General features: G+C 54.3%; 24 protein-coding genes. 16 read left to right on the plus strand and 8 right to left on the minus strand.

What is annotated here, in order from left to right; genetic code table 11:
* Positions 1-73: 73 nt before the first annotated feature.
* The 10 genes from H6F58_RS04655 (at position 74) to H6F58_RS04700 (ending at position 7,573) form a co-directional block, all read left to right on the plus strand.
* A complete protein-coding gene (locus H6F58_RS04655; RefSeq protein ID WP_195181203.1) occupies positions 74-334 on the plus strand; it encodes a hypothetical protein in 261 nt (86 codons plus the stop codon).
* A 134-nt stretch (positions 335-468) separates the two neighbouring features.
* Positions 469-1,359 carry a tyrosine-type recombinase/integrase gene (locus H6F58_RS04660; RefSeq protein ID WP_206693462.1) on the plus strand — a complete coding sequence of 297 codons (891 nt, stop codon included), beginning with the start codon at positions 469-471 and terminating at the stop codon, positions 1,357-1,359.
* A gap of 64 nt (positions 1,360-1,423) precedes the next feature.
* Positions 1,424-1,909 carry a hypothetical protein gene (locus tag H6F58_RS04665; protein WP_195181205.1) on the plus strand — a complete coding sequence of 162 codons (486 nt, stop codon included), beginning with the start codon at positions 1,424-1,426 and terminating at the stop codon, positions 1,907-1,909.
* A gap of 34 nt (positions 1,910-1,943) precedes the next feature.
* Complete coding sequence (locus H6F58_RS04670; protein ID WP_195181206.1) at positions 1,944-2,258, plus strand: glutaredoxin family protein; 315 nt, start codon at positions 1,944-1,946, stop codon at positions 2,256-2,258.
* Between the two features lie 140 nt (positions 2,259-2,398).
* Positions 2,399-4,024, plus strand: coding sequence for an AAA family ATPase (locus H6F58_RS04675; protein ID WP_195181207.1), 1,626 nt, complete (start codon positions 2,399-2,401; stop codon positions 4,022-4,024).
* A gap of 31 nt (positions 4,025-4,055) precedes the next feature.
* Positions 4,056-4,649, plus strand: a complete 594-nt coding sequence (locus H6F58_RS04680; RefSeq protein ID WP_195181208.1) for a hypothetical protein — start codon at positions 4,056-4,058, stop codon at positions 4,647-4,649.
* On the plus strand, positions 4,649-5,761 hold the full coding sequence (locus tag H6F58_RS04685; RefSeq protein ID WP_195181209.1) for a transglycosylase SLT domain-containing protein: 1,113 nt from the start codon (positions 4,649-4,651) through the stop codon (positions 5,759-5,761). Before H6F58_RS04680 ends, H6F58_RS04685 begins: the two co-directional genes overlap by 1 nt.
* Positions 5,762-6,421 carry a hypothetical protein gene (locus H6F58_RS04690; RefSeq protein WP_195181210.1) on the plus strand — a complete coding sequence of 220 codons (660 nt, stop codon included), beginning with the start codon at positions 5,762-5,764 and terminating at the stop codon, positions 6,419-6,421.
* Positions 6,422-6,460: 39 nt separating this feature from the next.
* Positions 6,461-6,922 carry a hypothetical protein gene (locus H6F58_RS04695; RefSeq protein ID WP_195181211.1) on the plus strand — a complete coding sequence of 154 codons (462 nt, stop codon included), beginning with the start codon at positions 6,461-6,463 and terminating at the stop codon, positions 6,920-6,922.
* Positions 6,923-7,111: 189 nt separating this feature from the next.
* Positions 7,112-7,573, plus strand: a complete 462-nt coding sequence (locus H6F58_RS04700) for a hypothetical protein (protein WP_206693463.1) — start codon at positions 7,112-7,114, stop codon at positions 7,571-7,573.
* A 209-nt stretch (positions 7,574-7,782) separates the two neighbouring features.
* Here the strand turns inward: H6F58_RS04700 and H6F58_RS04705 are convergent, their stop codons facing one another.
* The 5 genes from H6F58_RS04705 to H6F58_RS04730 form a co-directional block, all read right to left on the minus strand.
* A complete protein-coding gene (locus H6F58_RS04705) occupies positions 7,783-8,124 on the minus strand; it encodes a hypothetical protein (protein WP_195181213.1) in 342 nt (113 codons plus the stop codon).
* Between the two features lie 117 nt (positions 8,125-8,241).
* Positions 8,242-9,414 carry a hypothetical protein gene (locus tag H6F58_RS04710; RefSeq protein WP_195181214.1) on the minus strand — a complete coding sequence of 391 codons (1,173 nt, stop codon included), beginning with the start codon at positions 9,412-9,414 and terminating at the stop codon, positions 8,242-8,244.
* Between the two features lie 75 nt (positions 9,415-9,489).
* Positions 9,490-10,233 (minus strand): hypothetical protein, encoded by a 744-nt coding sequence (locus H6F58_RS04715; protein WP_195181215.1) that lies wholly within the window; start codon positions 10,231-10,233, stop codon positions 9,490-9,492.
* 1,247 nt (positions 10,234-11,480) lie between these two features.
* Entirely contained in the window at positions 11,481-12,185 is a 705-nt protein-coding gene (locus H6F58_RS04725; protein ID WP_195181217.1) for an RraA family protein, read from the minus strand.
* 63 nt (positions 12,186-12,248) lie between these two features.
* A complete protein-coding gene (locus tag H6F58_RS04730; protein ID WP_195181218.1) occupies positions 12,249-12,698 on the minus strand; it encodes an Lrp/AsnC family transcriptional regulator in 450 nt (149 codons plus the stop codon).
* Positions 12,699-12,845: 147 nt separating this feature from the next.
* Between H6F58_RS04730 and H6F58_RS04735 the strand changes: the two genes are divergently transcribed.
* Positions 12,846-13,439: a LysE family translocator gene (locus H6F58_RS04735; protein WP_195181219.1), complete on the plus strand. Its 594-nt coding sequence runs from the start codon at positions 12,846-12,848 to the stop codon at positions 13,437-13,439.
* 1,114 nt (positions 13,440-14,553) lie between these two features.
* On the opposite strand, the gene H6F58_RS04745 is transcribed toward H6F58_RS04735, so the two are convergent.
* Both H6F58_RS04745 and H6F58_RS04750 read right to left on the minus strand, forming a co-directional pair.
* Positions 14,554-15,045 carry a helix-turn-helix domain-containing protein gene (locus H6F58_RS04745; protein WP_195181221.1) on the minus strand — a complete coding sequence of 164 codons (492 nt, stop codon included), beginning with the start codon at positions 15,043-15,045 and terminating at the stop codon, positions 14,554-14,556.
* A gap of 33 nt (positions 15,046-15,078) precedes the next feature.
* Positions 15,079-15,984 carry a DMT family transporter gene (locus tag H6F58_RS04750; protein ID WP_206693465.1) on the minus strand — a complete coding sequence of 302 codons (906 nt, stop codon included), beginning with the start codon at positions 15,982-15,984 and terminating at the stop codon, positions 15,079-15,081.
* Positions 15,985-16,375: 391 nt separating this feature from the next.
* Between H6F58_RS04750 and H6F58_RS04755 the strand changes: the two genes are divergently transcribed.
* Positions 16,376-16,942, plus strand: coding sequence for a recombinase family protein (locus H6F58_RS04755; RefSeq protein WP_195181223.1), 567 nt, complete (start codon positions 16,376-16,378; stop codon positions 16,940-16,942).
* A gap of 90 nt (positions 16,943-17,032) precedes the next feature.
* Here the strand turns inward: H6F58_RS04755 and H6F58_RS04760 are convergent, their stop codons facing one another.
* Positions 17,033-17,644 carry a hypothetical protein gene (locus tag H6F58_RS04760; protein ID WP_195181224.1) on the minus strand — a complete coding sequence of 204 codons (612 nt, stop codon included), beginning with the start codon at positions 17,642-17,644 and terminating at the stop codon, positions 17,033-17,035.
* Between the two features lie 515 nt (positions 17,645-18,159).
* Between H6F58_RS04760 and H6F58_RS04765 the strand changes: the two genes are divergently transcribed.
* From H6F58_RS04765 to H6F58_RS04780, 4 genes are all read left to right on the plus strand, one after another.
* Positions 18,160-19,449: a ParB/RepB/Spo0J family partition protein gene (locus H6F58_RS04765; RefSeq protein WP_195181225.1), complete on the plus strand. Its 1,290-nt coding sequence runs from the start codon at positions 18,160-18,162 to the stop codon at positions 19,447-19,449.
* Positions 19,450-20,016: 567 nt separating this feature from the next.
* Positions 20,017-20,175: a hypothetical protein gene (locus tag H6F58_RS04770; RefSeq protein ID WP_195181226.1), complete on the plus strand. Its 159-nt coding sequence runs from the start codon at positions 20,017-20,019 to the stop codon at positions 20,173-20,175.
* A gap of 329 nt (positions 20,176-20,504) precedes the next feature.
* Complete coding sequence (locus H6F58_RS04775) at positions 20,505-20,897, plus strand: hypothetical protein (protein WP_195181227.1); 393 nt, start codon at positions 20,505-20,507, stop codon at positions 20,895-20,897.
* A 79-nt stretch (positions 20,898-20,976) separates the two neighbouring features.
* Positions 20,977-21,315 (plus strand): hypothetical protein, encoded by a 339-nt coding sequence (locus H6F58_RS04780; protein ID WP_195181228.1) that lies wholly within the window; start codon positions 20,977-20,979, stop codon positions 21,313-21,315.
* Positions 21,316-22,438 lie beyond the last annotated feature (1,123 nt).

Below are 22,438 nucleotides of genomic sequence, written 5' to 3' on the forward strand. Positions count from 1 at the left end.
AGTTGTCGGTGGCGCCTGCTAGACAAGTAAGACGACGAACTTCAGCACCATGCACAGATAGGAAACATGAATCATGTTGGCTCCAGTAGTTATCACGGGACTGTGGATCATCGGCGGGTTAGTTGCCTGCGTCATCGCTTTCATCCTCAATCCCATCCAGGGAATGATGAACTCAGCAATCATCGCTGCATTCCTGGTAGCACTGTACGGGTGGATTGGAGTCGTCGGCGGTAGTGGCTACCAGTCAGACGGAACCGTCCTCAGCCTCGCAATTTTCGGGACAATCGCGTGGGTTGCGTTATTGATCGGTAAATCAAAGATGATTTCCCAGTAAGCACTCTCGATTTACATGGCCCAGCTCCTGCAGCTGGGCCAAAGTTTTGCCCTTAACAATTCATGACCGAGTATGAAGCGCCTTATTTCAACATCGTCTCGACTAGACCCCTACTCACTAGTCACAATCGTGAAATGACGCAGGATTTCAATCTGGATTCATACAAGAACTGGCTAACAACATTCCTCATGCCAACCAGCGTGAAAAACCGGATGTACTACGCGCACAGGTACGTGAATTGGTTATCCAAAAACGATGTCGCATCACCTTGGCAAGCACAGCATCAACACGTCAGCCGATTCATCATCGAGGCAGGCAAAGCGCCATCAACGAAAAAGAATGTCCGGGACGCCTTAGTCACTCTCTATAAATGGGGAGAGAACACGGAGCAGACAGATAGCAGCCCCGTTAAATCAATCCCGAAAATCAGAGTCCCCGTCGGGACGCCGCACCCGACACCACTCGAATTCATCGACGACGCAATGCAACGATGCCGTCGATTGACTGACGTCATCATGATCGTCCTAGCACTCTATGCCGGGCTCCGCGCAGTGGAAATAGCATCGCTTCACACCAGCGATTTTGAAGACGATCAGATCAGAGTACAAGGCAAAGGCGACAAAGTCCGCTACGTACCGATTCACGACATGCTTAAACCGCTCTTGCCCCACATCCCGATCGGTTGGGTCTTCCCATCAACGAAAAATCCCACCGGACACTATCTCCCCGCGTCAGTCAGCCAGCGGCTCAGCGACCTCCTGGGAACAGGCCGACCTGGCGGCCACAGCCTGCGACACCGCTTCGCAACAGACATTTTTGCCGCAACCCGCGACCTCATCCTGGTTCAAGAACTTCTCGGCCACGCGTCCATCTCCACGACGCGCATTTACACACGAGGTAATACCGCGCATCTGGCCCCGGCAGTTCAAGCGCTACCGTCCCGTGACACGGTTGCTCAGGCAACGGCTCGTGCCCTCGTTGCCCTCAAAGAACAGCACCGAGACGAAACGCATTCCAAGGCATGACACCCGCTCCTAGCCTCTAGTGACGATTAACAGGCATTGAACCTGCAATCGAAAGGACTACGGCATGGCTGTCGCAACGAAGTACAAGATCAAGTTCACCTGCGGACATAGTGAGGTCAAAGACCTGGCAACAACGCCAGCAGGCAAACGGGCTAATAAGGCGACCTGGATGGGGAAGACCTTCAAATGCTCTAAATGCTTCAGAGCCAAGGGGAAAGAAGAACTCGCCAAGGACAATGCAGAACTGCTCGCCGAAGCGGAAGTCTTCGAGGATGAACACGACCTCCCGGAGCTGGAAGGCAGCGAAAAACAAATCCCTTGGGCAACACGAATCCGGTATCAATGCTTGGCCGCCGGCCTAGAGCACCTGGACGGAAACGACGAGCAAATCGACGAGGTTCTGGACGCAGCTCGAACCTTGACCAAATCAGGCTGGTGGATCGACTACAAAGACATGGACGCGCACGAAGTCTACGAAGTAGTCACCACCGGTGCCGTCTCCGCGAAACAGAAAGCGGCCGAAACCATTGAAACCGAGAACCCCTTCTAACCAGCAGCCGGACAGCACAAGGAATGAGGACATCATGTCAATCACCGTCTATGGACAAGATGACTGCAGCTACTGCGAGGAAACTCGCAAGTACTATGAACGCCAGGGAATCCCCGCTGAGTACGTGAATCTCTCCAACCCAGCCAACGCTAAAGTCTTAGAGAAGTTACGTGAAGAGGGATATTCCAGCACCCCAATCGTGAGGACGCAGAACCAGACCTGGCAAGGAAGGCGACCAGACTTGATGGTCAAGTCGGCGATGGAGTACCGGCAAGAAGAACAGCAACGTCAACAGCTCCAAGAGCAACAGCTCGCGCGCCAGGCAAGTCAGCAGCACGCGACGCACTGAGCACCAGCCAAAGGGTGGATAGCAGGATCCAGCAAACGCGATCCGCTATCCACCTTTCTCGCGTTGTGACACACGAATTCTTCGGATAAGGCGATTCAACAGTGAATTTCCGCCCCGACGAAGTAAGGAATGTGACACTCATGAGCGCGCTTCACACAATCACCTTGAATGCAGCAAAATACGAGCTGGAATCCCGTGACGGCACAACGATCCACGTAGAATCCTTCAACGACGTACTACGCGTACTGCGCACCCACAAGCGCAACAACCAGAACGGCACAATGCACCTGCTCATGGACCGCAACGCCGACGTGCCCTGGACGGTCAGCGCCTGGACAATTGGCCTGGACAATGACGTCGTCAAGCTGCACCCAGTGGAAACCAAAATCACCCCCACCCAGCGTCGACAGGCCATTACCCTACGAGTGACCATGTTCTCGTTTGGCAATGAGCTTGGCGGCTACAAATTCGACACCTTCGAATCCGCTATCACCGCATCCCGGGACATCTCGGCCGACCCTGGACACCCGTTGCCAGACCTGCTGATCATCTCCGACTTTGAAGCGCTGGACGGCATCCAGGTGCCCGCTCCTGCACCGGAAAAAACGGCACCTGCACAGCCAGCAGCCAAAGACGATGCCTCGCCAGCACAAGAGCAGGATCCCGGTGAATCCATCCCTGCGCCTGCAACGTCGGAAGAAATGACCGAAGAACCGCAAGCAACCGAGGCGCAAGACAATCCTCCAGTGATAGCCGAGAACAATTCTGCTTCAACAGTTGTCGCTGAATCAGATGCCCCGGCAGCCCAAGGATCACCAGATCGGCCGGAAAGTGCGGCACGTGCTTTCGCCACGCGCGCGGAAACCAAATCCCAAATGGTTGCACCTGCCCTGGACGGCTTCCTTGGAGCGCTCAATCGCTTCCTGCATTTGCGGCTGGCCCCAGGAAAGCACGAAAAGCTACTGCGCCTCGCACGCGCCGTCGTGCAGAAGTCTTTGAGCGAGCACCGCTGCATCGCTGTAGTTGACGTCAAGGGCGGAGTCAGCAAAACGACATTGAGCTATATTCTCGGTGCAATCTTCGGTCGAGTCCGAGGTGGAAACATCCTGGCCTGGGATAACAACGAGAACGCAGGAAACATGCTCTCACGCGGCATCGTCCCATCAGGGATCACAGTGAAGACCGCCATCGAGCTCTTCCACGACATCGACCAGTTCCAGAATGCCGAGCTGTCGCACAAACTCAAGCAGTATGTACTGTCCCAGGGCGACAACCGTTTCTACATGCTCCCGTCACAAGACCAGGGATCCGACAAGCAAGTCATCGACGCGCAGGCCTTCGACCGCATGTATGAAATCCTCCACCGCTTCTATGACTTGATCGTCGTCGACACGGGCAATGCCTCGAACGCCGGCACATGGAAGGCATCAGTCCAGACCGCTGACACCCTCGTCATCGCTACCGCCAACAAATCAGATGCCATGGCTGGAGCAATGACCACCATCGATGCGCTGCGTGCCCAAGGGCATGGAGACAAGCTCGCCAACTCGGTTGCAGTCATCACTGAGCTGCTTCCCCGAAGTGAAGCAACCCGCAGCACCGCCGAGTGCATTGCCGACCTTGAACCATGGGTACGGGAAGTCAAAGTCATTCCATACGACAAGCAGTTGACCTCAGGCGGAATGATCAACTTCGACGCCCTGTCCACCGCGACGCAAGAAGCGTACCTGCACGCTGGAGCGGCCGTCATGAATGGGCTGAGCTAAGACCTTCCGGAGCGAAACAAGGAGACAAGACATGAAGCCGAACCACCTGGTCAAAGCTAGTGCAGGGATTGGGATCCTGATTCTGGCAGGATCTGCACTCACCTCCTGCACAGAGCCAAGGCAAGAGGCAGCGCAAGCACCGGCACAATCCACCGCTCCGGCATCAACGACGAAGCAGCCCTGCAACATAGCTACTGTGCCCCAGTCGTACCAGGATGATGTACACGATGCAGCCAAGAAATCCGGACTGCATCCAAGCGTTATTGCCGCAATCATCCAGACCCAGAGCAACTGGGAGATCATGGCCGACGAGCCAGTCGGCGACGGCCGCAGCTTGGCCTTGCTGACCCCAGAAGTCTGGGACAAGTACGGGCAAGGCGACGTCTTCAACGGACATCACAACATCGCCGCACTGGGCGGCTACTTGGAACATGTCGCAGACGTCGTCAAGGGAAAGAACGGCATCGGCGCCGACGACACCAACCTTGTGATCGCGGCCCTGGTCGCAGGGGAATACGCAGTTGCTAACGCTGGTGAAATTCCAGCAACGCCAGGCACGCTGCGCTACGTCGACCTCGTCAACGAGTCCGCCGAGCAGTACAAAACCTGCGCCAAGGACATCTGATGCGTAAAGGAATCGCACTGCTTGGTGGCGTAGGAATGCTCGGATTCCTCTTGGCCATTGTGCTTTTGTTCGTCGTGATTTCATCCATCGGCGGGTCAACCCCCACCGATTCAGATGCCCAGGATAACCAGAACACGATTTCCTGTGAAGCTGACGGCGAAGCTATCCCGGCAGAATACCGCGAGGACATTGCCCGCTCTGCCGAAGTATCAGGACTGCCCCTAGCGATTCACGCTGCGCAGATTGAAGCCGAGTCCAATTGGAATGAAAAAGCCGTTTCGCCGGTGGGAGCAGGCGGACTGACGCAGTTCATGCCAGGCACCTGGGCAGTCTTCGGCAAAGGCGACAGGTTCAATGGCCATGATGCCATTGCAGCCCAAGGACGGTACCTGAAGTATCTGGCCGACTACATGGAAGATTCTGGCCTGGTCGGCAAGGACGGCAACGACCTGACCGAGCTGGTGCTCGCAGGCTACAACGCCGGTGAAGGCAACGTAACCAAGCATGGAGGCATCCCGCCATTTCCTGAAACGCGGGGATACGTGCAAAAGATCATCAACTTAGCTCAAACCAAGTACTCCGAGTCCGGTTCATGCCAGCCATTGGACAACGACGACATCCAGCTCGTTGATTTCGAGAAGTCAGGCAAGTGGGTCCACCCGTTGCCTGGCTCGCAAATCACGTCGCGCTACGGCAAGCGTCCATGCCCAACGAACAACTGCAACTACGACACTATCCACCACCAGGGCATCGACTTTTCCACGGGCGGTGGCGGCAGGAACCAAGCACCTGTGGACATGGAAATCATCCACGCTGGAAAAGACGGCTACTGGTCGGACTGGTATGGACCCTGGATTCTCGGCAAGCAGATCGGCGGAGAGGGTTTCTACATAGAAATTCACCACTGCGCCGAGGGATCCGTGAAAGTCAAAAAAGGCCAAAAAGTGCAGGCAGGTACGCAAGTTTGCACCGAGGGCGCTACCGGGAATGCTGCGGGATCTCATAATCATTTCCAGATTGGGAAACCAGATTTTAAAGCCTCCGGCGATGTGCCAACCCGTCAGCATACCCTGGACCCAATACCCATCCTGATTGAGAAGCGAGTTCTTTAAATGGCTGCCAACCGTAAACTCCTCAAAGCCCGTCTCATCCTCATCGGCTGCGTCCTCCTGCTGCTGGCCGTCCTGGCCGGAGCTGGCTGGGCAGTCTTCGGCAGCCGCAATGCCACCGAAACGGCGACCCCTTCGGAAGAACCGATGCCCACGATCATCGAGGGTGAGAACCCATTCGACGGCGCCAACCCTGCGGAATATGCTGTCGACGTTTCCGACGTTGACCGGTCGAATCGCGAGGTCGTCGCCAAGAAATTCGTAGAAATCGCCACCACCTGGTATCCAGGCACTGATTACAACGAAACGAAAGCGCTCTTGCGTGCCAGTGGCCTGATGTCTCCAGAACTGACCGCGAAAATCGCTGGCCCGGATCGACCAACAACCACCGAGCCCTGGCGGATCTGGGGAGAACGAAACGGCTGGTCAATCCCCTCCGTCAAAGTCCGCGAACCGCTCCACGGAGCCGAAAGCGACGACGTGAGCAACGAATTCGTGAACACAGAAGTGCCAGTCGTGTGGCGGTGGATCGCCGAAGGCTTCAACTCCGAATACAGCAACGAGCAACGCATCTACTACCTGGCCATGACCCACAATCCAGAACGCGGCTGGGAAGTCGCTGACTACACAGTCGACTTCATGGACTGGGGCACCGAAAAATAGGCACCCCTGCCGCCAAATCTTCAGAAAAGGATGGTCATCATGGCCACGCAAGAAAGCTTCTTCCTCGCACTGAATCAACTCGAACAAGCACGCGAAGGCGCATCAGCTGCTTCGGCTGAATACGAAGTGGCACGAGGCAATCTCAAAATGCTCCAGTGCGGCGCGCCATTCATCGGAAAGCAACGTGCCCAGGACTTCGACTACGACGCAGCTGAAGACGAGTTCTACCAGTTTGACGCCTTATGCGAGCTGCTTCCAGAACACGACGGTAGTCACTCAATCGAAGAAGCACCCGATAGGCAATTGTCAGTTGAATACTTGAAATCCAGAAGCATCGTGCGCGCATGCCTTGAAGCCCAGGACAAAGCGATGAGAGCTAGAAATGATGCGGAAGACGCGTTCATGGCAGAAAGCTGTAAAGCGCCAGGGATTTGGTGTCTCCTGTGGGAAGGCCACGAGGGAGAACACGAAGAAGCCAAAGAACTTCGAATTGCACTTTGACCAAGATTGAAAGGTAGGAAAATAACATGATGGCAACCGTACTCATACTCTTCGGCATCGGTATCTGTACCTTAGCTCTCTTCTCGTGGGCCATCATCCGATGGAGAAGATAGAAAGCGAACTCAATTGGTACATTATCAGGTTGATGATTCTGATGTATGTCCTGTGCGTGACGATGGCTTGGCTTGTTTGACCATGCAAAATATCGGACTCCCAAAGCGTTTCGCACGCAAAGTGTTCCAAGGCCCCAAAGGCAAATGCTGGATCTGGACCGGTGCCATCGCCGACGACGGATACGGACGCTTCTACCTCCACCAGGGACCAGGTGGCGTGGTTCGGCCACACCGCTATCTCTACGAAATTGCCTCCGGAACAACGCTCAACGCCAATGAAGAACTCCTACACATGTGTGACGTGACGATCTGTGTCAATCCTGAACACCTATCACCTGGTAGCAAGTCCGACAACATGCAAGACCGCAGCGGCAAACGCAGGTTCAACAACGGACATGGAATTCGCGGCATGGACAGGCAAGGGCGCGCACTACGCGCACGCCATCTACGTGACGAAATCATTGCTAACGGATGGAATCAAGATCGCATCAGCAACATCCTGGCAGGTGTCACAGCAGATCAGGAAACCTTGTTCTAACACGGATTTCTGACGTCAGACAAAGGCATCCGTGAATCGCCGCACTATCCGCAAGAACTCGTCAGACCACCAAAAACAAATAGGCAGCGCAATGAGGCCCAGTCCAAACGAATGGACTGGGCCTCATTGCGATAACTGCAGCGCTTCAACTCTCCCCAGGACTCAGTGAGCTTTTCTTTCATCCTGGTCAAGGTGATCATCTGAGAGCTTCAACCGATCTTCGGCCAAACTCGGGACACGAACCACTTGGGCCGGCCCCTGATAGCCATGGCGTGTAGCGATGCTCCGGTCCCTTCGCCGCCAAAAAACCCTCTCATGCCCATGTAATCCACGAAATCACAGCCCTCAATGATCACCAGGTCTGCAGCGGCCGAAAGTTGTTTCATGCCAAAGTTCAGCTTCCCGCCGTTCCCGTTCCTGCCAATGAAGAAGAACGATAAAGGCCGCTTTACCGCAAAGGTATAAACAACCAGCCAGGAAAGATCCTTGCCCCGCGGTGAAACCCTCATACGGGGTTCGATCACGACATGGCCATTCGGTAGCTTCTTCACTGAATCAGGATGCTTCACATAGTGATAGATCCGCTGTCTGTAGCCGATTGCTCTTTCTCATCAGAAACAATAAAGTCGCAGTGGCTATAAGGAGGCCTCAGTTTCTCTGCGGCCTCGCTATGGTTTAGCTGCAAAACCGCGGAAGAACATGCCGTCACTGAGCTTGTCCGGACGGACGTCAAGGACGGTTCTGCCTAGTTCCTTGCCCGTGATCCTGTCGTAGCGGGCAATTCGGAAATTCGACCCGTCATTGTTATCCACCAAGACAATCACTTCATTCTCAGTGAAGACGGCCTTGGACGTGGCACTATCATTCCTGTACCCCTCAACGGTGAACCGTTGTTTGGTGTTTCCATTTTTCAGTTCTGTAGACATGATTGAGTTCCCGGCGCCAAGCCATTCCAATGCGCCGTTGTTTACCGAGCCACTGGCGACATAAGGGAAACCCGTTCCATCTTGGCGAAACAGTGTCAGGTTCTTATCCTCTGTGACTAGTGGGTGGCTTTCGTACTTGCCGGTGTCTACATCCCAGCTGGACAGTACTGGTTGCGCGGAAGCATCCAGCCCACCGCGCTTGGCATCGGAGATATAGTAGATCTTTCCGCCTATACAGGGAGCGTCTTCAAGGGTGATGCCTTCACGAGCCTCGTTAGAGCTACCCACATTCTTTTCTTTCCCGTCCGCAGTTCCTGTGAGTTGATTCAAGACCATGGGTTCCGTTTCGGGGTCACCTGTGGTGGAGTATGGTCCTGTGCCGATTCCCATCCCGTAAACGGCCCCATCGCATTTGGAAACAATGAAGTACCCGCCTTCGATTTCTTTTTTGGTGCTGGTGGTTCCAGATGTGGTGACGACCTGGGTAGTGTAGCCCGTTTCGCTGAAGCCCAAGTTATAGATGCCGACTGCTGTATCGGAGGAGGTGGCCAACATTCCGTATTGGCTGTCGGTTTTCTCACTGCTGATTGTTGTCAGGCCAGCATTATCTAACCGGTAGTCGTTTCTTGTATCACTGAAAAACAGCCCTGCTTCATTCCATGCCATGGAGCAGGTATCCATGCCCCATGTCTTAATTTCTGAGAAAGAGCCGTCTTGGTTCGCAATGACCACCTTGCCGTCCTGGTGCTTCCCGTCCATTGCCGAGCTTTGTTTACTGAAGCAAAGGGCATATTTCCCTTCGCCTAGTTTTTCATCTTCCGGTGCTCCCCAAACGCTGGAAGAACACCCTGAGAGCCCCATTCCAAGCGCGGAAAGCGTAACTAGGATAGCTGTAGCCGCTCTTCTGCGGTTCATGAGAAGTGTCCAATCTGATGGCGACTGGGCCAGCCCCGGTAGGGAGCTAGCCCAGTCCAAGCTTGGTTGAAGACTCTAGAGGGTCTTGTAGGTGATGGTCAGGGAAGAATCCTTGATGTTGAAAGGATAGACCCCCAAACCACCATTGCCATCTAGATCGATGCCTGAAGCAGCCTTGTAGGCTGCCCAAACCAGCTGGGAACAATTCATTTTCGGAGTATTGATGTACTTGTTCGAAGCAAAGCTGCTGCTATATTCCCTGCCGCGAAGATACTTGTAGGAGTGGTCAGCCGCAGCGGATCGCTTGGTGGTAGTCGTCTTGATGTACTGCTTCACGGCGCCTTTAGCTACCTTCACGGAGCTTGCTGAGATGGATCGGCTGACTTTGTCAGTTCCTGGGGCCTCAACGATGGTTGTTGTGTTGTAGTAGATTCCCGTGTGTCCATGGGGGTAACCCAACGTCGATGCAGGGGTAACGAAAACGTCGCCTTTACGGCTAGCAGAGCCTAACACCAGCGTTCCGCCTCCGCTACCGCTTGCTGGTGTTCCCACTCCGTCAATGGGCAAAGGAGACGTGGCTTCTGCGACGGATTCCTGGCTTTCACTCAGAGCCTTATCAATGGCCTGGTTCAGAGTTATATCTTCATCGGAAGCGACCTCGCTCAGAGATGCTTTCAATTCGGACGCTGTGGCTCCCGGATTCAGCTTAACCAGTTCTTCAAGTGAGCTGCTCTCAGTCGATGCTAATGCAGGAAATGCCGAGCCGATGACGAGAAAACTAGATGCAGCCAGCCCCGCCACAATCTGACGTTTTTTCATCAGTTAACCTCCAATGCGTAGATGCGACACTCTATCCATGTCGTGGATAAAAAACTTACGGAAAGGCGGCGGCTAGTTACCTGAAAAAGTATCAGAAATTACCAATGCGACTAGGGTCTTATGTTAACCAGCAACCATGACGAAAGATTTTTATCAATCGACAAAACTAATACTATGACGCTTTCGAATAATTTCAAGAGCTATTTTGAAGTTTTTCTTGGCGGCTAAAAGAATACGCCGTTGTGGATTTTTTGAATTTGGAAATATTTGAATGCTAGGTTGCAAAAACAGTCGTTTCTGCAACGACTAGTAAACCCCGGCGAAATGTGAATTTTAGTTTCATGTGGTAGTGACTTGCACCGAGATATGGCGGAGCCAGGTATACCTGATGAAGAGCGTTGAACGAGCGGCATCGGCCACCTTATCGGTAATCGTCATCAGCTCTTTGATCTTCATAGCGCATTCTATTTGATCAAAGAGCTGATGATCAATTGGAAATTGCCTCAGGTCACGCGAAGAATGTCCTCGATAGCTGGCCCTCCACATGATCATCATCTGCTGGTGCGACTGCGAAGTTCAATACATTGGCGTTCAAAAGGACAGTGTTGAAGCGGTAATCACGTGTGCAGCCGTTCCGGCCAGAACACTCAATGTTGCGTTCTTGCGCCACAAATGCAGCGCAGCCGTTACCATCAGTCCCGCTAGAACGGCCACACTTGTTGAATTGACGACGAGAGGGGTGTCCCTGATGGTGTAGAAAACAGGATCACCATAATTCCCGGAGGCATGTAGTCGTTCAGAAACGGAACTATAGAACTGCGGCGCAGTGGCCCGAGGAAAGCAAATAGGACGTTTCAGGCACTGTGCCTCCTCCAAGCATCTACTGCGTAGCGAAATATCAAGAAACTAAAGAACAGCAACATTGCGGCCACCAGCATCGCGTGATCGGAAAAGACGTTGCCGAACACCGCACACACCAGGGCAACCAAGGGCATCGCCGGTTGCCGATGCTTGCGGCACATATCAAGGCACAACACGCCGTGAGATCATTCTCAGCGAGAAGGGCGAGGGAGGTGTGTCATTTCACCCACTTAGAGTATGGGCTTCGTGCTAGCTCTTCCGAGAAGTCTAGCTGTTAGTTCCAGGAGTACACGTTGACAGCCAGAAACGCTGAAATTATCCGCCAGATGGAACTAACAGCAACGGATGCAGAGTCTAGCTAAAGACCTTTGGAAAGCGTTCAGTTGTCATTCCTCAATCTCTCCGCCGATTCTACGTAGATGCTGACGGAAAGTGATGCCCTCGCTTTCGCGGGCAGACAGGAACTCAGTAAATCGGGCCTGCTCGCGCAGGCTGGTTGCGGATCGCATGAGGGCAGCTTGGCGGCGTTCGGTATCACGAATGGCCTCGGCAACCTCTGCAATGTCGGCTGCTCGCTCCAATGGCATAACCAGGAGCCCGTCGTCATCGCCCAACACGAAGTCATCGGCCGTGACAGTGAAGTCCCCAAACTGTGCTTGAGTGATTGCGGTTTCCGATTGGGGTTCCAGACGCTGTGGGCCAGCAGGTAGGGCTCCCGTGCTGAAAATCGGAAGACGGATTGCGCGTAGTTCACGGGAATCGCGATGTAAACCCCAGATGGCAATGCCTGCCAGTCCTGCTTGGGACGCTTCGAGCGTCACTAGATCTCCAACGCATGCTTCATCTGTGCGCCCCGAATTATCGACGATTAGGACATCTCCCGGGCAAGAGTTGTCGATAGCCTCCAAGAACACATCAACGCTCCCCGTATGTTGAGCTGGAAGAACTCGGCCAACCATGTGAGTTTCTGGCCAGAGTGCGTTCAGCCCTGCGGGTGCCTGGCGTACGGGGATGCCTAAGCGCATGACTGCATCAGCGACATGCGGTGTTGTCAGATCCAGGTAGAGTCGCTGCAGTTCGTGTGAATCCATTGGTGGTTTGCCTTTCAGATGGTGCATGGTTTTTGGAATTGGGTTCCGTTGCAAAGCGGTGGGTTAGATCGGTGCGTGGTGGTCGACGACTGTTTTCATCACTAAGGTGGAGGTCAGTCGCTGCACTCCTGGTAAGAGTGAAAGCTGTTGGTCATAAAGAGTTTGGTAGTGCTGTTTCGACTCGACGGCGACGAAAAGCTGGTAGTCCGGTTCTCCGAAAAGTCGATGCGCTTGGACAACGTTTGGTATTTTTGCGACCGCGGATTCAAAAGCTGCTACCGCGTTGCCATCACCGGCACGCATGGTGACGAACACCAAAGCCTCAAAGGGAAGGCCCAACAGGTCTAGGTCCAGGTCGACACTGAATCCCTGAATCACTCCCGAGGCTTCGAGGTCACGGAAGCGTCGGTGGCAGGCGGATAGGCTTAAGCCTACTTTTTGCGCCACATCTGTCATCGTGGCTCGACCATCAATCTGAAGTTGAGAGAGAATCTCCCGATCAAGTTCATCCATTCAGAAAAGTATGCTCTCAGCATCCAAGATTCGCAAAATTTTCGAAACATCTTGCGTCAAAATTCGGATATTCTTGCAACAAGACAAGATTGAGATGGAAGGCATCAGGTGGAAATAGGGTTAGCGTGGGCATTCTGGGGCGTTTCAATGTTGTTCGTTCTGACTCCGGGGGCTGATTGGGCGTATGCCATTTCGTCAGGGGTGAGGCAACGAGCGACTGTTTTTCCTGCGGTGTCCGGCATGCTGATAGGTCATGTTTGCGCAGTGTTGGTGGTAGCTGCAGGCGTGGCGGCAGTCGTTATTGCCTCGGATCTAGCGATGACCTGCTTGACTTTGATTGGGGCGATGTATTTGGTTGTACTGGGTATCCAGGCCTTGAGGAATCTCGAAGCATCTCCGATCAATGCCGAAGGAACATTGTCTGGGGGAAACAGGCTGTTCGCTAAGGGGATAGGCATTAGCTTGTTGAACCCGAAGGTTATGCTCCTGTTTCTTGCCCTGCTGCCACAGTTCACGAGTGCTGATGCTTCGTGGTCGATAGGCCTGCAAATCGTTTCGCTTGGGGCAGTGCACGTGGCCAATTGTGCTTTGGTCTATTTTGCCGTTGGTTACGGGGCCAATGCGGTGTTGAGGCGAAGGCCCCGTGCAGCCCGATGGGTCACCATCACTAGCGGAGTGGTGATGATAGCGCTGGGTGTTTTGTTGCTCGTGGAGAAAATAGTGTTAGCAATAGGTCGATAGTCAGAGTCACCGGAACTTATGTATCTGAGGTGTTCAAACACTCTGTGCAATGTGGTGGCCCATTATGGCCTTGGTCTTAGTGGGTGTGATCTAGGCTCACATTTCTCTCGGCACTTAAATTTCGGTGGATGGTCGTCGCGTTGGCTTGAAACCCTTCAGCAAATTCAAATACCGTCTACCCGGCGGCATGCATAACGTCCAATTCCGGATGCTTCGAGATGTCTCAACTTGCCTTGATACTAACCTATGCAACTTTAATTGAACCGTGCAGAGGGTTCACGATCCATGTGCCTGAGTACCAGCGTGGGTGTTCGTTGTAAAACGGTCCTTTTAGAACAAGACACCAGGACAAACGAAAACCCGGTGTGACTGTTAGTTCCAAATGGCGGTTAATTGCATTGAGAATCGGCGGGATTAGGTAAACCCGATGGCGATCGTCGGACGAGCGGCATCGACCACCTCACCGGTAATAGTCGTCAGCTCCTTGAACTTCATTTCGTCTGTCAAATGAGCGAAGAGTCTCATGGCCAATCGGAACTTGCCTCGGGGCAGACGAAGAATGCCCCCTTTGATCACTGTCTAGTTATTGCACAGTTCATTGCACCCGGTATTTGACTGAGACTGTAACCGCTCACTAGTAGTTTTGACGTTCGAATACCGCTGCCGACAATGAGTTCTTCTGCCTGGGATACCGCAGGATCTACCAGGAGTGTCCACTCAGTAGGAAGCCCGAATGGCGACACCCCGCCGGACTCCATGTCCAGCTGAATTAGCACCTCTGGCGGAGCCATTCTGACTTTCCTGGCATCGAGTGACTTGCGGACGGCGCCATTAAGATCAATACGATCAGCTCCCAAGGTAATGCATGCAGCGAGTCGACGTGTTTCTCCACGTTGTCCTTCGACAATGACACAATTTGCACCTAAATGCGGCTCCAACTGGAAACGGTGAAAGAACGCAGTCGTGTCAGAATCTTGCTCTTGAATAGGCGTGACGAGCGCATTAATGCCCGCTTCCATCAGGGAGGAATACGTCGTAGGCGACAAGTGCTGGGGGTGCTCGGCCACGTCAACGAAGCAGAGACCTTGGTCGGTGAGTGTCGTTTGGAGAGATTTCATGAGGCTCCGCTTAGTGGTTTAGGGATGTGGTTGGCGTAGATTGGGCGAATCCAAGAAACATTTTCTGTGGTGAAGTGCGTGTTGCAAGAGCTGCAGGATTCTCCTGTGACGCTGAGTTCATGACATTCTCGGCAGACGATTGTTAGAGACCGACCGGGAGTATCGCTGGGCGTGTTCTTTTCGGCCCAAAGGGCGAAGGCATGGAGGACTGGCAGGGCATCAAGCGCAGCCTGAGTTGGTCGGTACTCAAAGCGCGTCCGTCTGCCTTCAGAGTAAGGCTGTTGTACCGCGAGTCCTTTAGCGATCAGAGCCTTTAGTCGAGCAGACAGAATGTTTTCCGCAGCCTCCGTATTTTCTCGAATCTCATCGAAGCGATAAATGCCCGAAAGCAGTTCACGAAGAATGAGCAGTGTCCACGGGTCGCCGATTTCATTGATTCCGCGAGCGATGGGGCATGGTCTTTGGGACCAGTCTGAACGTAGTGGCATGGCCTTTTTCCTTCCGTCTTGCAGTGGATGTACCTAGGTTTGCCGGACTGTACGGTTTTGTGTTGAGGGTTCGTGGGGTGTTCGAAAGGCGTTCATGAACACCACACCTATTACAGTCAGCGAGCCGCCGAGGATTTCAGTGAGAAGTGGGACTTCATTGAGCCAAAGGTATCCGATAACGACAGCGATTACTGGTACGAAATACAAGAGGGATGTTGAAGTTGCAGTGCTCAGACGTGCAAGGGCGAAACCCCACAGCGCGTATCCGAATGCTGAGGGAAAAACGCCTAGATACAGGGCAGCGGCCCAAGATTCAGTAGGAGCACTTATTAGGTGCGGCCAAGCCATTGGAAAGAATGGCAAAGTCAACAGGGATGCACTCACCGTCGCGTACGTCGCTACTTCCAGCCCGGTGTACTTCTTCAGAAGAGGCTTCGCCAGCGGGTGATAGATTCCCAAGAGCGTTGAAGCGGCCACAATGATCCATACCGCAGAGGATAAATCGATTCCTGATCGCGACAAACAAACAACACTTACACCAGCAATTGCAATCACACTACCGATGATGGTTGATTTCGTCAGGGACTCACCAAGAAAAATGCAGGCGATGATGATACTGATGATCGGGGAAGCCGAAACGATCATGCTGGCGGTCCCTGCTGGGACGAAGAGTTCACCCCAATTCAGCAAGAGGAAGTAACCTGCCATTCCGCAAATACCGCAGGCGAAAATCCGAGGAAGGTCAGCAAGCTGGGGAAGCCGAATCTTTCGAGATACCGCACCAACAACTAGGAGCGTCACTGAAGCGATGATCAATCGCGATGTAGTCAGTCCAAAGACGCCAAGGCTTGGGGCTGCAATGCGAATTGCAGGGAATGCGCTCGCCCAGAGAACCGCTGAGGAAACCCCAGCGATCCAGGCGGAGCGGGTCGCGCCCACGGATGTATTTTTCACGAGACTCCAGAGATAGCAGAACGTTTCGTTGAATATAACCATCTAACTTTCTTTAAGCAAGTTAACTGGCAGTAGTCATCGATTGAGATCAAATGACGCTTCCATCCAGAATCTCCACAGCGATAACGAGCATTCAAGTAATTCACTCGGGTCGACGATTTTCTAAATACGCATGGCCCGGGTAAAACTCAGTGCGGCTGTCACTAGGTAGTAAACGCCGCTTGTTTCACACTAGCCACTTTGCTAAATCAATAACGGTCCTTTTAGAACAAGACACCAGGACAAACGAAAACCCGGCGACACGCCGGTTTTTTCATGCCAAAACCCGTGTTCAAAACCTGTCTCAGGTCAAAACTGACCGAGTACCGTTTTTGGTATGGCACTCATCGGATATGCCCGCGTAAGCACAAGGGAACAAAACATAGAAGCACAAGAAGCCGCGCTGCGCGCCGCCGGTGCAGAGAAAGTCTTCGTTGATCATGGAGAATCGAGCCGAATAGCATCCAGGCCGCAATGGGTAGCCTGCCTGGACTACATGAGGCCTGGTGACACGCTGATCATTCGCGCGCTGGATCGAATTGCTGGAACAGAACGAATGGCTATCGAAACCATCCGTGAATTAGGCGCACGCGGCATTCGGCTCAATAGCCTGACCGAGCCGTTCCTGGACATTGATTCAAGTACACCCATGGGTGAAGCCATCGTCGGGATCATGGCCGTCTTGGCGCAGTTGAGAGTTTCGACAATCAGAGAGAACACGCGCAGAGGAATCGAACATGCACGTGCCCAGGGTCGGGTAGGCGGCCGGCCCCGTGTAATGACCGCCGAGCGCATCGAGGCAGCAGCCACTCTCCGCTCCCAGGGAAAGAGCTATTCGCAGATCGCCAGTGCGCTACGCGTCAGCATTTCAAGCGTCCGCCGTGGCTTGAAAGAAGAACTATAGTTCGGGATTCCAAGCCATCACACGCAACGGCCTGCCTGCCAATGTCTCCACTGGCAAGCAGGCCGCTGATGTTTACGACTCCAGCAATAGCTAAAGGCTTGGGCCGTCAATTCCATTCATGGGCGGCGGAGTGCTTGGCGGGACAATGCCGTCCGTTGCTGCAGTCAGGCCTGCAGGGCGAGGAAATGGCGTGTACGAACGGGCCTTCACTGATCGATGTGCTTGACTCGCAGCTTTTGGCGCCGAACCATTCCGCATTGCATGATCCGGATTGGGAGACTCCTGTCCCCCATCTCCAACAGAGTCGATTCCGTAGTCTCCGCGAAGCTCTTCTGTAGCCTCCAACAATTCTGCTTCTTTCTCCTCTACCTGGAAGTGGAAGAATTCTTCGTCAGGAGCTTCAACCAGGTTCTCCGCACAACGAGGATGATCGAGAATTTTCCTCACGTCGCCCTGCGCTGCCAGAACGGCCGCCACGGCTGGATCCGGAGGCAGTATGTCGTCGGAGGACAAGCGCTCGTGGCTCTGATGCTGCGTGTACTCCGAATAGATGTAGTTCAATCGTTGCTCTTCAAGGAGCTCAGCTATCTTGACTCGCTCCGCGTTGCATTCGCTTGTCGTGCCGCTCACTCCCAGCGAGAGTTTCTGAGCCAAGGTCGCGTTCTGGAGTTCTCTAAAAGATTGAAAATTCGGGCTGGGCATGATGAATCCTTTCCTGGGGCGAACAAGCTTTTGAGCAGGGTTTCGATCAGCTCGTACCTATGGATCGGCATTCAGGGCTCAGAGACGTGTCTCTCAAAGGAAATTTGCACCCGAGCCACAGACAAGAACCGCGGCGTAATCAGGATTGATTCGCGGGAAAAGACTGCCGAACCGCCAAGACAAGCGCTAAGGCCCGATAAGAAACCCAACCCTACGAAGCTGGTTGTGGCTGGCCAGACGCACGGCCACCGCGCAAAGCCAACGTGAGCGGCACTAAATGAAGATGGCTTTTGACCAGGCCAGGCTAACGCTTCGCCCCGGACACTCGCGCAGTGAGCAACGCGCTCATTGGCCTTAAAAGAACCAAGTCATCGAAAAATTCCTCACAAAACTACAAATATAGTTTGCTATATACCTAGCTATCTAGTAAACTAGTTATATCGGGGCAGGGATCACCAACCACGACAAAGGAAATCCCCCAGACAGACCCCGCCACTCACTGAAAAGGAAAAATCATGAGCAAGCTCGAAATGATCGATCCAACCACCCTGGCGGTTGATACCAACGTCCGCAAGCAGGCCGAGCTGGGCGTCGAGTTCATCGACAGCATCCGCGAACACGGTGTTCTTGAGCCAGTCATCGCCCACCACACCGAGAACGGCTTGAAAGTCCTGATGGGCCAGCGCCGAACACTGGCGTCGGTCGAGGCCGAATGCGCCAGCATCCCCGTCATCATCGTGGATACCCCAGAAGAAGCCGACCGCATCTCACAGCAAGTCATCGAGAACGACATGCGAACAGAGCTGAGCATGTCCGACCGCGCCGATGCCTACCAGCAGCTCAGCCTGCTCGGCATGACCCCGGCAAAGATCGCCAAGCGCACCGGCAGCAAAGCTGCAGACGTGAAGAGCGCGCTAAAGGCATCGAAGAGCAAGTCGGGACAAAATGCCCTGGGCGATGGAATCCCGTTCGACCAGGCTGCGCTGATTGCAGAGTTCGAGGACTATCCGGATCTGGTTGAAAACCTCACGAACACCGCGATGGATCCTGCATTGAGTTTCGAGCACGCAGCACAGAAGGCGCGCTCAGAGGTCGAGACCCGGCTGAAGATCGCCGAGCTGACCAAGGAACTTGAAGCCGAAGGCAAGACAGTCGTAGATGACGGAATGCCCTGCTATCGACTAAACCGCGCGGACGGCACCAATGCTGAAGAAGAGGATGCGACCGGTTTCAAGATCGACATCCGGTATTACGACGGCAGCCTGAACGTCACCCCAGTCGTTGTCGACTGGGAAGAAAATGGATACACCGTGCGAACCTACGGCCAGGAACGTGCCAAGGGGCCGATGACCGATGACGAGAAAGCCGAGCGCAAACAGCTCATTGAACGAAACAAGGCCATGGATGATGCAACGGAAGTCAGGAAGAAATTCCTGGTGACCCTGCTCCAGCAGAAGACCCTGCCCAAAGGTTGGGAAAGCTTCGTTGCCAAGGCGCTGTGTACGCACCGATACGAAGCAGTCCGGGCGGAGATGCACCTGGTAGCCGAGATCCTGGGCTTGACTGGAAAGTCGTCGAGCTTCGACCACGGCGTAGGTGCGGAAACCGGAAAGAGCGCCAAGAGGGCTCACCAGGTGATGCTTGCAACCTCGCTGGCCACCTACGAAAAACTGATCGTCCGCGATTGCTGGAGAAGCACCACCGGCGTAAACGCCAGCATGCGCGCCGACTATCTTAGCTACCTGCAGTCGTGGGGATATGTTCTCAGCGAAGTTGAAGGAATCGTCGCCGGAGACGCCAACTAGAACGAAAGGTGGCCACCAGCGCTACTGGTGGCCACCTCGCCCACTGGGCACAGTGCGGACAAAGATTTATCGGCACCGCGAGTGCCGTCGTGGTCAAGGCATACCAAGCGCAGCAGGCTGATGCAGCCCTGCTATCCTCAAAGATGCTCATGTTTGATTTCCTTTTCAGGTGAGCATCGGTGCACCCGTCGTGGGGATGCGCCACCTCAAGTGCCCTGGGCATTCGTAGCCGTCAAGGTCACAAATACCCGGGGCACTTCAGTACCCATTGCTTAGCCGCGCTTGAGTTCCCTTGCCCCTCGCCCACATGTGCACGACGCAAGCCCAATCGCTCCGCTGCTTGCCGTCGCACACATGGTGGACGACGGGACCCGCCTGACCGCCTGTCCACCGACTCCAGGTTTAGGACATTGGCAGCGCTTAGCCAGGTGACCGTCGTCCGTGGACAGCCTGGAATCGCACGGGCGAACCAATCCCTCCACTCGCCCAACAGTGGAACCATTCATTCCTATTTTGCTATTTATCTAGTATCCTATTTATATTGTTCTATAGACCCAAGGGGTAATCATGGCCACCGCAGCAGAAACCAAGCCACTCAATGTCCAGGTTCCAGTGCTTCTGAAAAAGAAGCTCGACATCCAGGCAATTGCCGAAGACCGAAACCTGCGCATGATCGTCATTGATGCGCTCACCGAATACCTGGAAAACCACCCAGTCGAGCTCTAAGGCCAAAAAGGAGAACCCGCTCTACGGAGCGGGTTTTTTAGTGCCCAAAAACTCGGCCGCTGCTCGAATCGAACGGACGCCGGGACTCGCAAAGAAGGCTTTTGACCACGCCTTGCCATTCCTGGGCGGGGGGACATTCGCGCCATGCGCCACGCGGAACGACCGGAAAAGCGACCACTCATCCTCGGAAAATTATCGCAAAAACCTACTTATCTATATTACTAGATACCTAGGTATCTAGTAAACTAGATATATCGGGGCAGGGAAAACCAAACACGACAACGGTAATCCCCCAGACAGACCCCGCCACCATTGATAGGAACCCAGAAATGGCACTGCGCAACCTCCGGCCGGCCAACTTCGAGCTTGGCGACCGAGTCCATACCGACACCCACGGCGTCTTGACCCTGACCGAGCTTCACAGCGTGAGCAACAACTTGTTCTCCGTGTACTCCACCGCTGAAACCGGAACTGAAATGATCTTCACCCCGGCCAAGAAGTTCATCGTGGAGCGCGACGCGCTCTCGCTCAAAGACATCATGCACATCGCCCGCGACACCTACTTGGGCATCGCCCCAGAAGACCGTGAAGCCCTCCTCAACCTGACCATGGCCAAGGTCAACGAGCTACAGCTAGACGACCCGGTGAACGACGCCGATGCTGTCATCGACCTGATGCAGAACATCGCCAGCGACCAGCGTTTCAGCACAGTCGCAAGCTAAGCACCCGCGACAACCGGGGCAGGCTGGCCACAGCCAGCCTGCCCCGGCACCACCAGGAATTTCCACAGGAGAACACATCATGACCATCACGACCGAGCAATTCAAAGAACTGCTGGCCAGCCTCGACCCATTCACCCAGCTGGATATCGCCAACGAAATCACGAGACGGCTCAACATTTTCAACCCGACCCTCACCCCGGACAACGCAATAGCCCGGATCAGCGAGGAGTACGACTACAAGGGCCACGACCCTGAAGAGCTTGCGCTGGAATTCTTCAACACCCAGCTGTGGAAGGACGCAGTCGATGAGGCAGAGGAATCTTTCTGGGACGAATGCGGGGCCGAGATCCTGTACTCGCCTTTGGAAGACTGGCTCGAAGAGCGCGGAATTCGCCACCGGAACAAGATGGGGAACTAACCGTGACGGATCGCGAAGAGTAGACAAGTAGCAGGCGACAGGTTGCCAGCGACACCGCTGGCAACCTGTCGCCATTGCATCACCACACCGGACAGAGACTCGTTGGCACCGCTAGTGCCGTCGTGGTCAAGACATACCGGGCGCCCACCAAATCATCCATCCTGCTACGATCAGTAGCGTTCATTCCTATCTATGATGAACCGGGATCGACCTGTCGTGAGGTCTTCCCACTCAGTGGCCTGTTTGTCGAAGTGTTCTTCGGCAGACAGGCCACTTATTTTTGTCCGCTGGCAGAGAGGACGAATCCTCCAGCGGTGATATCAACCCAAAAAGCCCACCACCCCACCAGGTATCACCGCCGACTCCGATCAAAACCCACCCTGCCGTGGTTGCGCACTCTCGCCCCTCGCCCACATGTGCACGACAAAAGATAAACCGCTCCGCTCTTTTGTCGCACACATGATGGACGACGGGACCCACCTGACCGCCTGCCCTCAAGCTCCAGGTTCGCCTACCCGAGTTCTGTCGCGTCATGCGCCCGTCGCATGTGGACAGCCTTGCTTGTCGCTCACCTGGCGACACTCTGAGCGACAGCCAAGCGACACGACACCGGCCGAAAGCCGGCCGGGGATCGCGACACCGCCAACGACAAAAACGCCGCTTGTCGCTTTTAGCGACAAGCGGCGCCAACCCGAGCAACTCTCTTGCCCCTCGCCCACATGTGCACGATGCAAGCCCAATCGCTCCGCTGCTTGCCGTCGCACACATGGTGGACGACGGGACCCGCCTGACCGCCTGTCCACCGACTCCAGGTTTAGGACATTGGCAGCGCTTAGCCAGGTGACCGTCGTCCGTGGACAGCCTGGAATCGCACGGGCGAACCAAACCTACAGCGCATCAATCCAGTCATGCACAGGCCAACTGAAATACTCCTACCGACCATCACCAACCAGCCCAAAACCACCAACACCAGGACTCACCAAAGCAACACAGAACCCACCAAAATCCCACCCCACCAAACAACGTCAAAGCCCCCACACCAACAAGAAAAATCCAGCCCCACAGAGCCACCCAAAAATCTAACGGTCACCAAAAAACTCAACAACCCAAGAGCCCACCAACA

Origin of the sequence: Glutamicibacter sp. FBE19 (assembly GCF_015524875.1) — a bacterium.
Classification (GTDB): domain Bacteria; phylum Actinomycetota; class Actinomycetes; order Actinomycetales; family Micrococcaceae; genus Glutamicibacter; species Glutamicibacter halophytocola.

Excerpts from the sequence above, each read along its gene's own strand:
- H6F58_RS04775 (WP_195181227.1), top strand. The coding sequence starts at position 20,505 with ATGGCACTGCGCAACCTCCGGCCGGCCAACTTCGAGCTTGGCGACCGA.
- H6F58_RS04755 (WP_195181223.1), top strand. The coding sequence starts at position 16,376 with ATGGCACTCATCGGATATGCCCGCGTAAGCACAAGGGAACAAAACATA.
- H6F58_RS04690 (WP_195181210.1), top strand. The coding sequence starts at position 5,762 with ATGGCTGCCAACCGTAAACTCCTCAAAGCCCGTCTCATCCTCATCGGC.
- H6F58_RS04660 (WP_206693462.1), top strand. The coding sequence starts at position 469 with ATGACGCAGGATTTCAATCTGGATTCATACAAGAACTGGCTAACAACA.
- H6F58_RS04715 (WP_195181215.1), bottom strand. The coding sequence starts at position 10,233 with ATGAAAAAACGTCAGATTGTGGCGGGGCTGGCTGCATCTAGTTTTCTC.
- H6F58_RS04675 (WP_195181207.1), top strand. The coding sequence starts at position 2,399 with ATGAGCGCGCTTCACACAATCACCTTGAATGCAGCAAAATACGAGCTG.
- H6F58_RS04725 (WP_195181217.1), bottom strand. The coding sequence starts at position 12,185 with ATGGATTCACACGAACTGCAGCGACTCTACCTGGATCTGACAACACCG.
- H6F58_RS04680 (WP_195181208.1), top strand. The coding sequence starts at position 4,056 with ATGAAGCCGAACCACCTGGTCAAAGCTAGTGCAGGGATTGGGATCCTG.
- H6F58_RS04780 (WP_195181228.1), top strand. The coding sequence starts at position 20,977 with ATGACCATCACGACCGAGCAATTCAAAGAACTGCTGGCCAGCCTCGAC.
- H6F58_RS04665 (WP_195181205.1), top strand. The coding sequence starts at position 1,424 with ATGGCTGTCGCAACGAAGTACAAGATCAAGTTCACCTGCGGACATAGT.
- H6F58_RS04710 (WP_195181214.1), bottom strand. The coding sequence starts at position 9,414 with ATGAACCGCAGAAGAGCGGCTACAGCTATCCTAGTTACGCTTTCCGCG.
- H6F58_RS04765 (WP_195181225.1), top strand. The coding sequence starts at position 18,160 with ATGAGCAAGCTCGAAATGATCGATCCAACCACCCTGGCGGTTGATACC.
- H6F58_RS04730 (WP_195181218.1), bottom strand. The coding sequence starts at position 12,698 with ATGGATGAACTTGATCGGGAGATTCTCTCTCAACTTCAGATTGATGGT.
- H6F58_RS04760 (WP_195181224.1), bottom strand. The coding sequence starts at position 17,644 with ATGCCCAGCCCGAATTTTCAATCTTTTAGAGAACTCCAGAACGCGACC.
- H6F58_RS04670 (WP_195181206.1), top strand. The coding sequence starts at position 1,944 with ATGTCAATCACCGTCTATGGACAAGATGACTGCAGCTACTGCGAGGAA.
- H6F58_RS04745 (WP_195181221.1), bottom strand. The coding sequence starts at position 15,045 with ATGCCACTACGTTCAGACTGGTCCCAAAGACCATGCCCCATCGCTCGC.
- H6F58_RS04770 (WP_195181226.1), top strand. The coding sequence starts at position 20,017 with ATGGCCACCGCAGCAGAAACCAAGCCACTCAATGTCCAGGTTCCAGTG.
- H6F58_RS04695 (WP_195181211.1), top strand. The coding sequence starts at position 6,461 with ATGGCCACGCAAGAAAGCTTCTTCCTCGCACTGAATCAACTCGAACAA.
- H6F58_RS04655 (WP_195181203.1), top strand. The coding sequence starts at position 74 with ATGTTGGCTCCAGTAGTTATCACGGGACTGTGGATCATCGGCGGGTTA.
- H6F58_RS04685 (WP_195181209.1), top strand. The coding sequence starts at position 4,649 with ATGCGTAAAGGAATCGCACTGCTTGGTGGCGTAGGAATGCTCGGATTC.
- H6F58_RS04735 (WP_195181219.1), top strand. The coding sequence starts at position 12,846 with ATGTTGTTCGTTCTGACTCCGGGGGCTGATTGGGCGTATGCCATTTCG.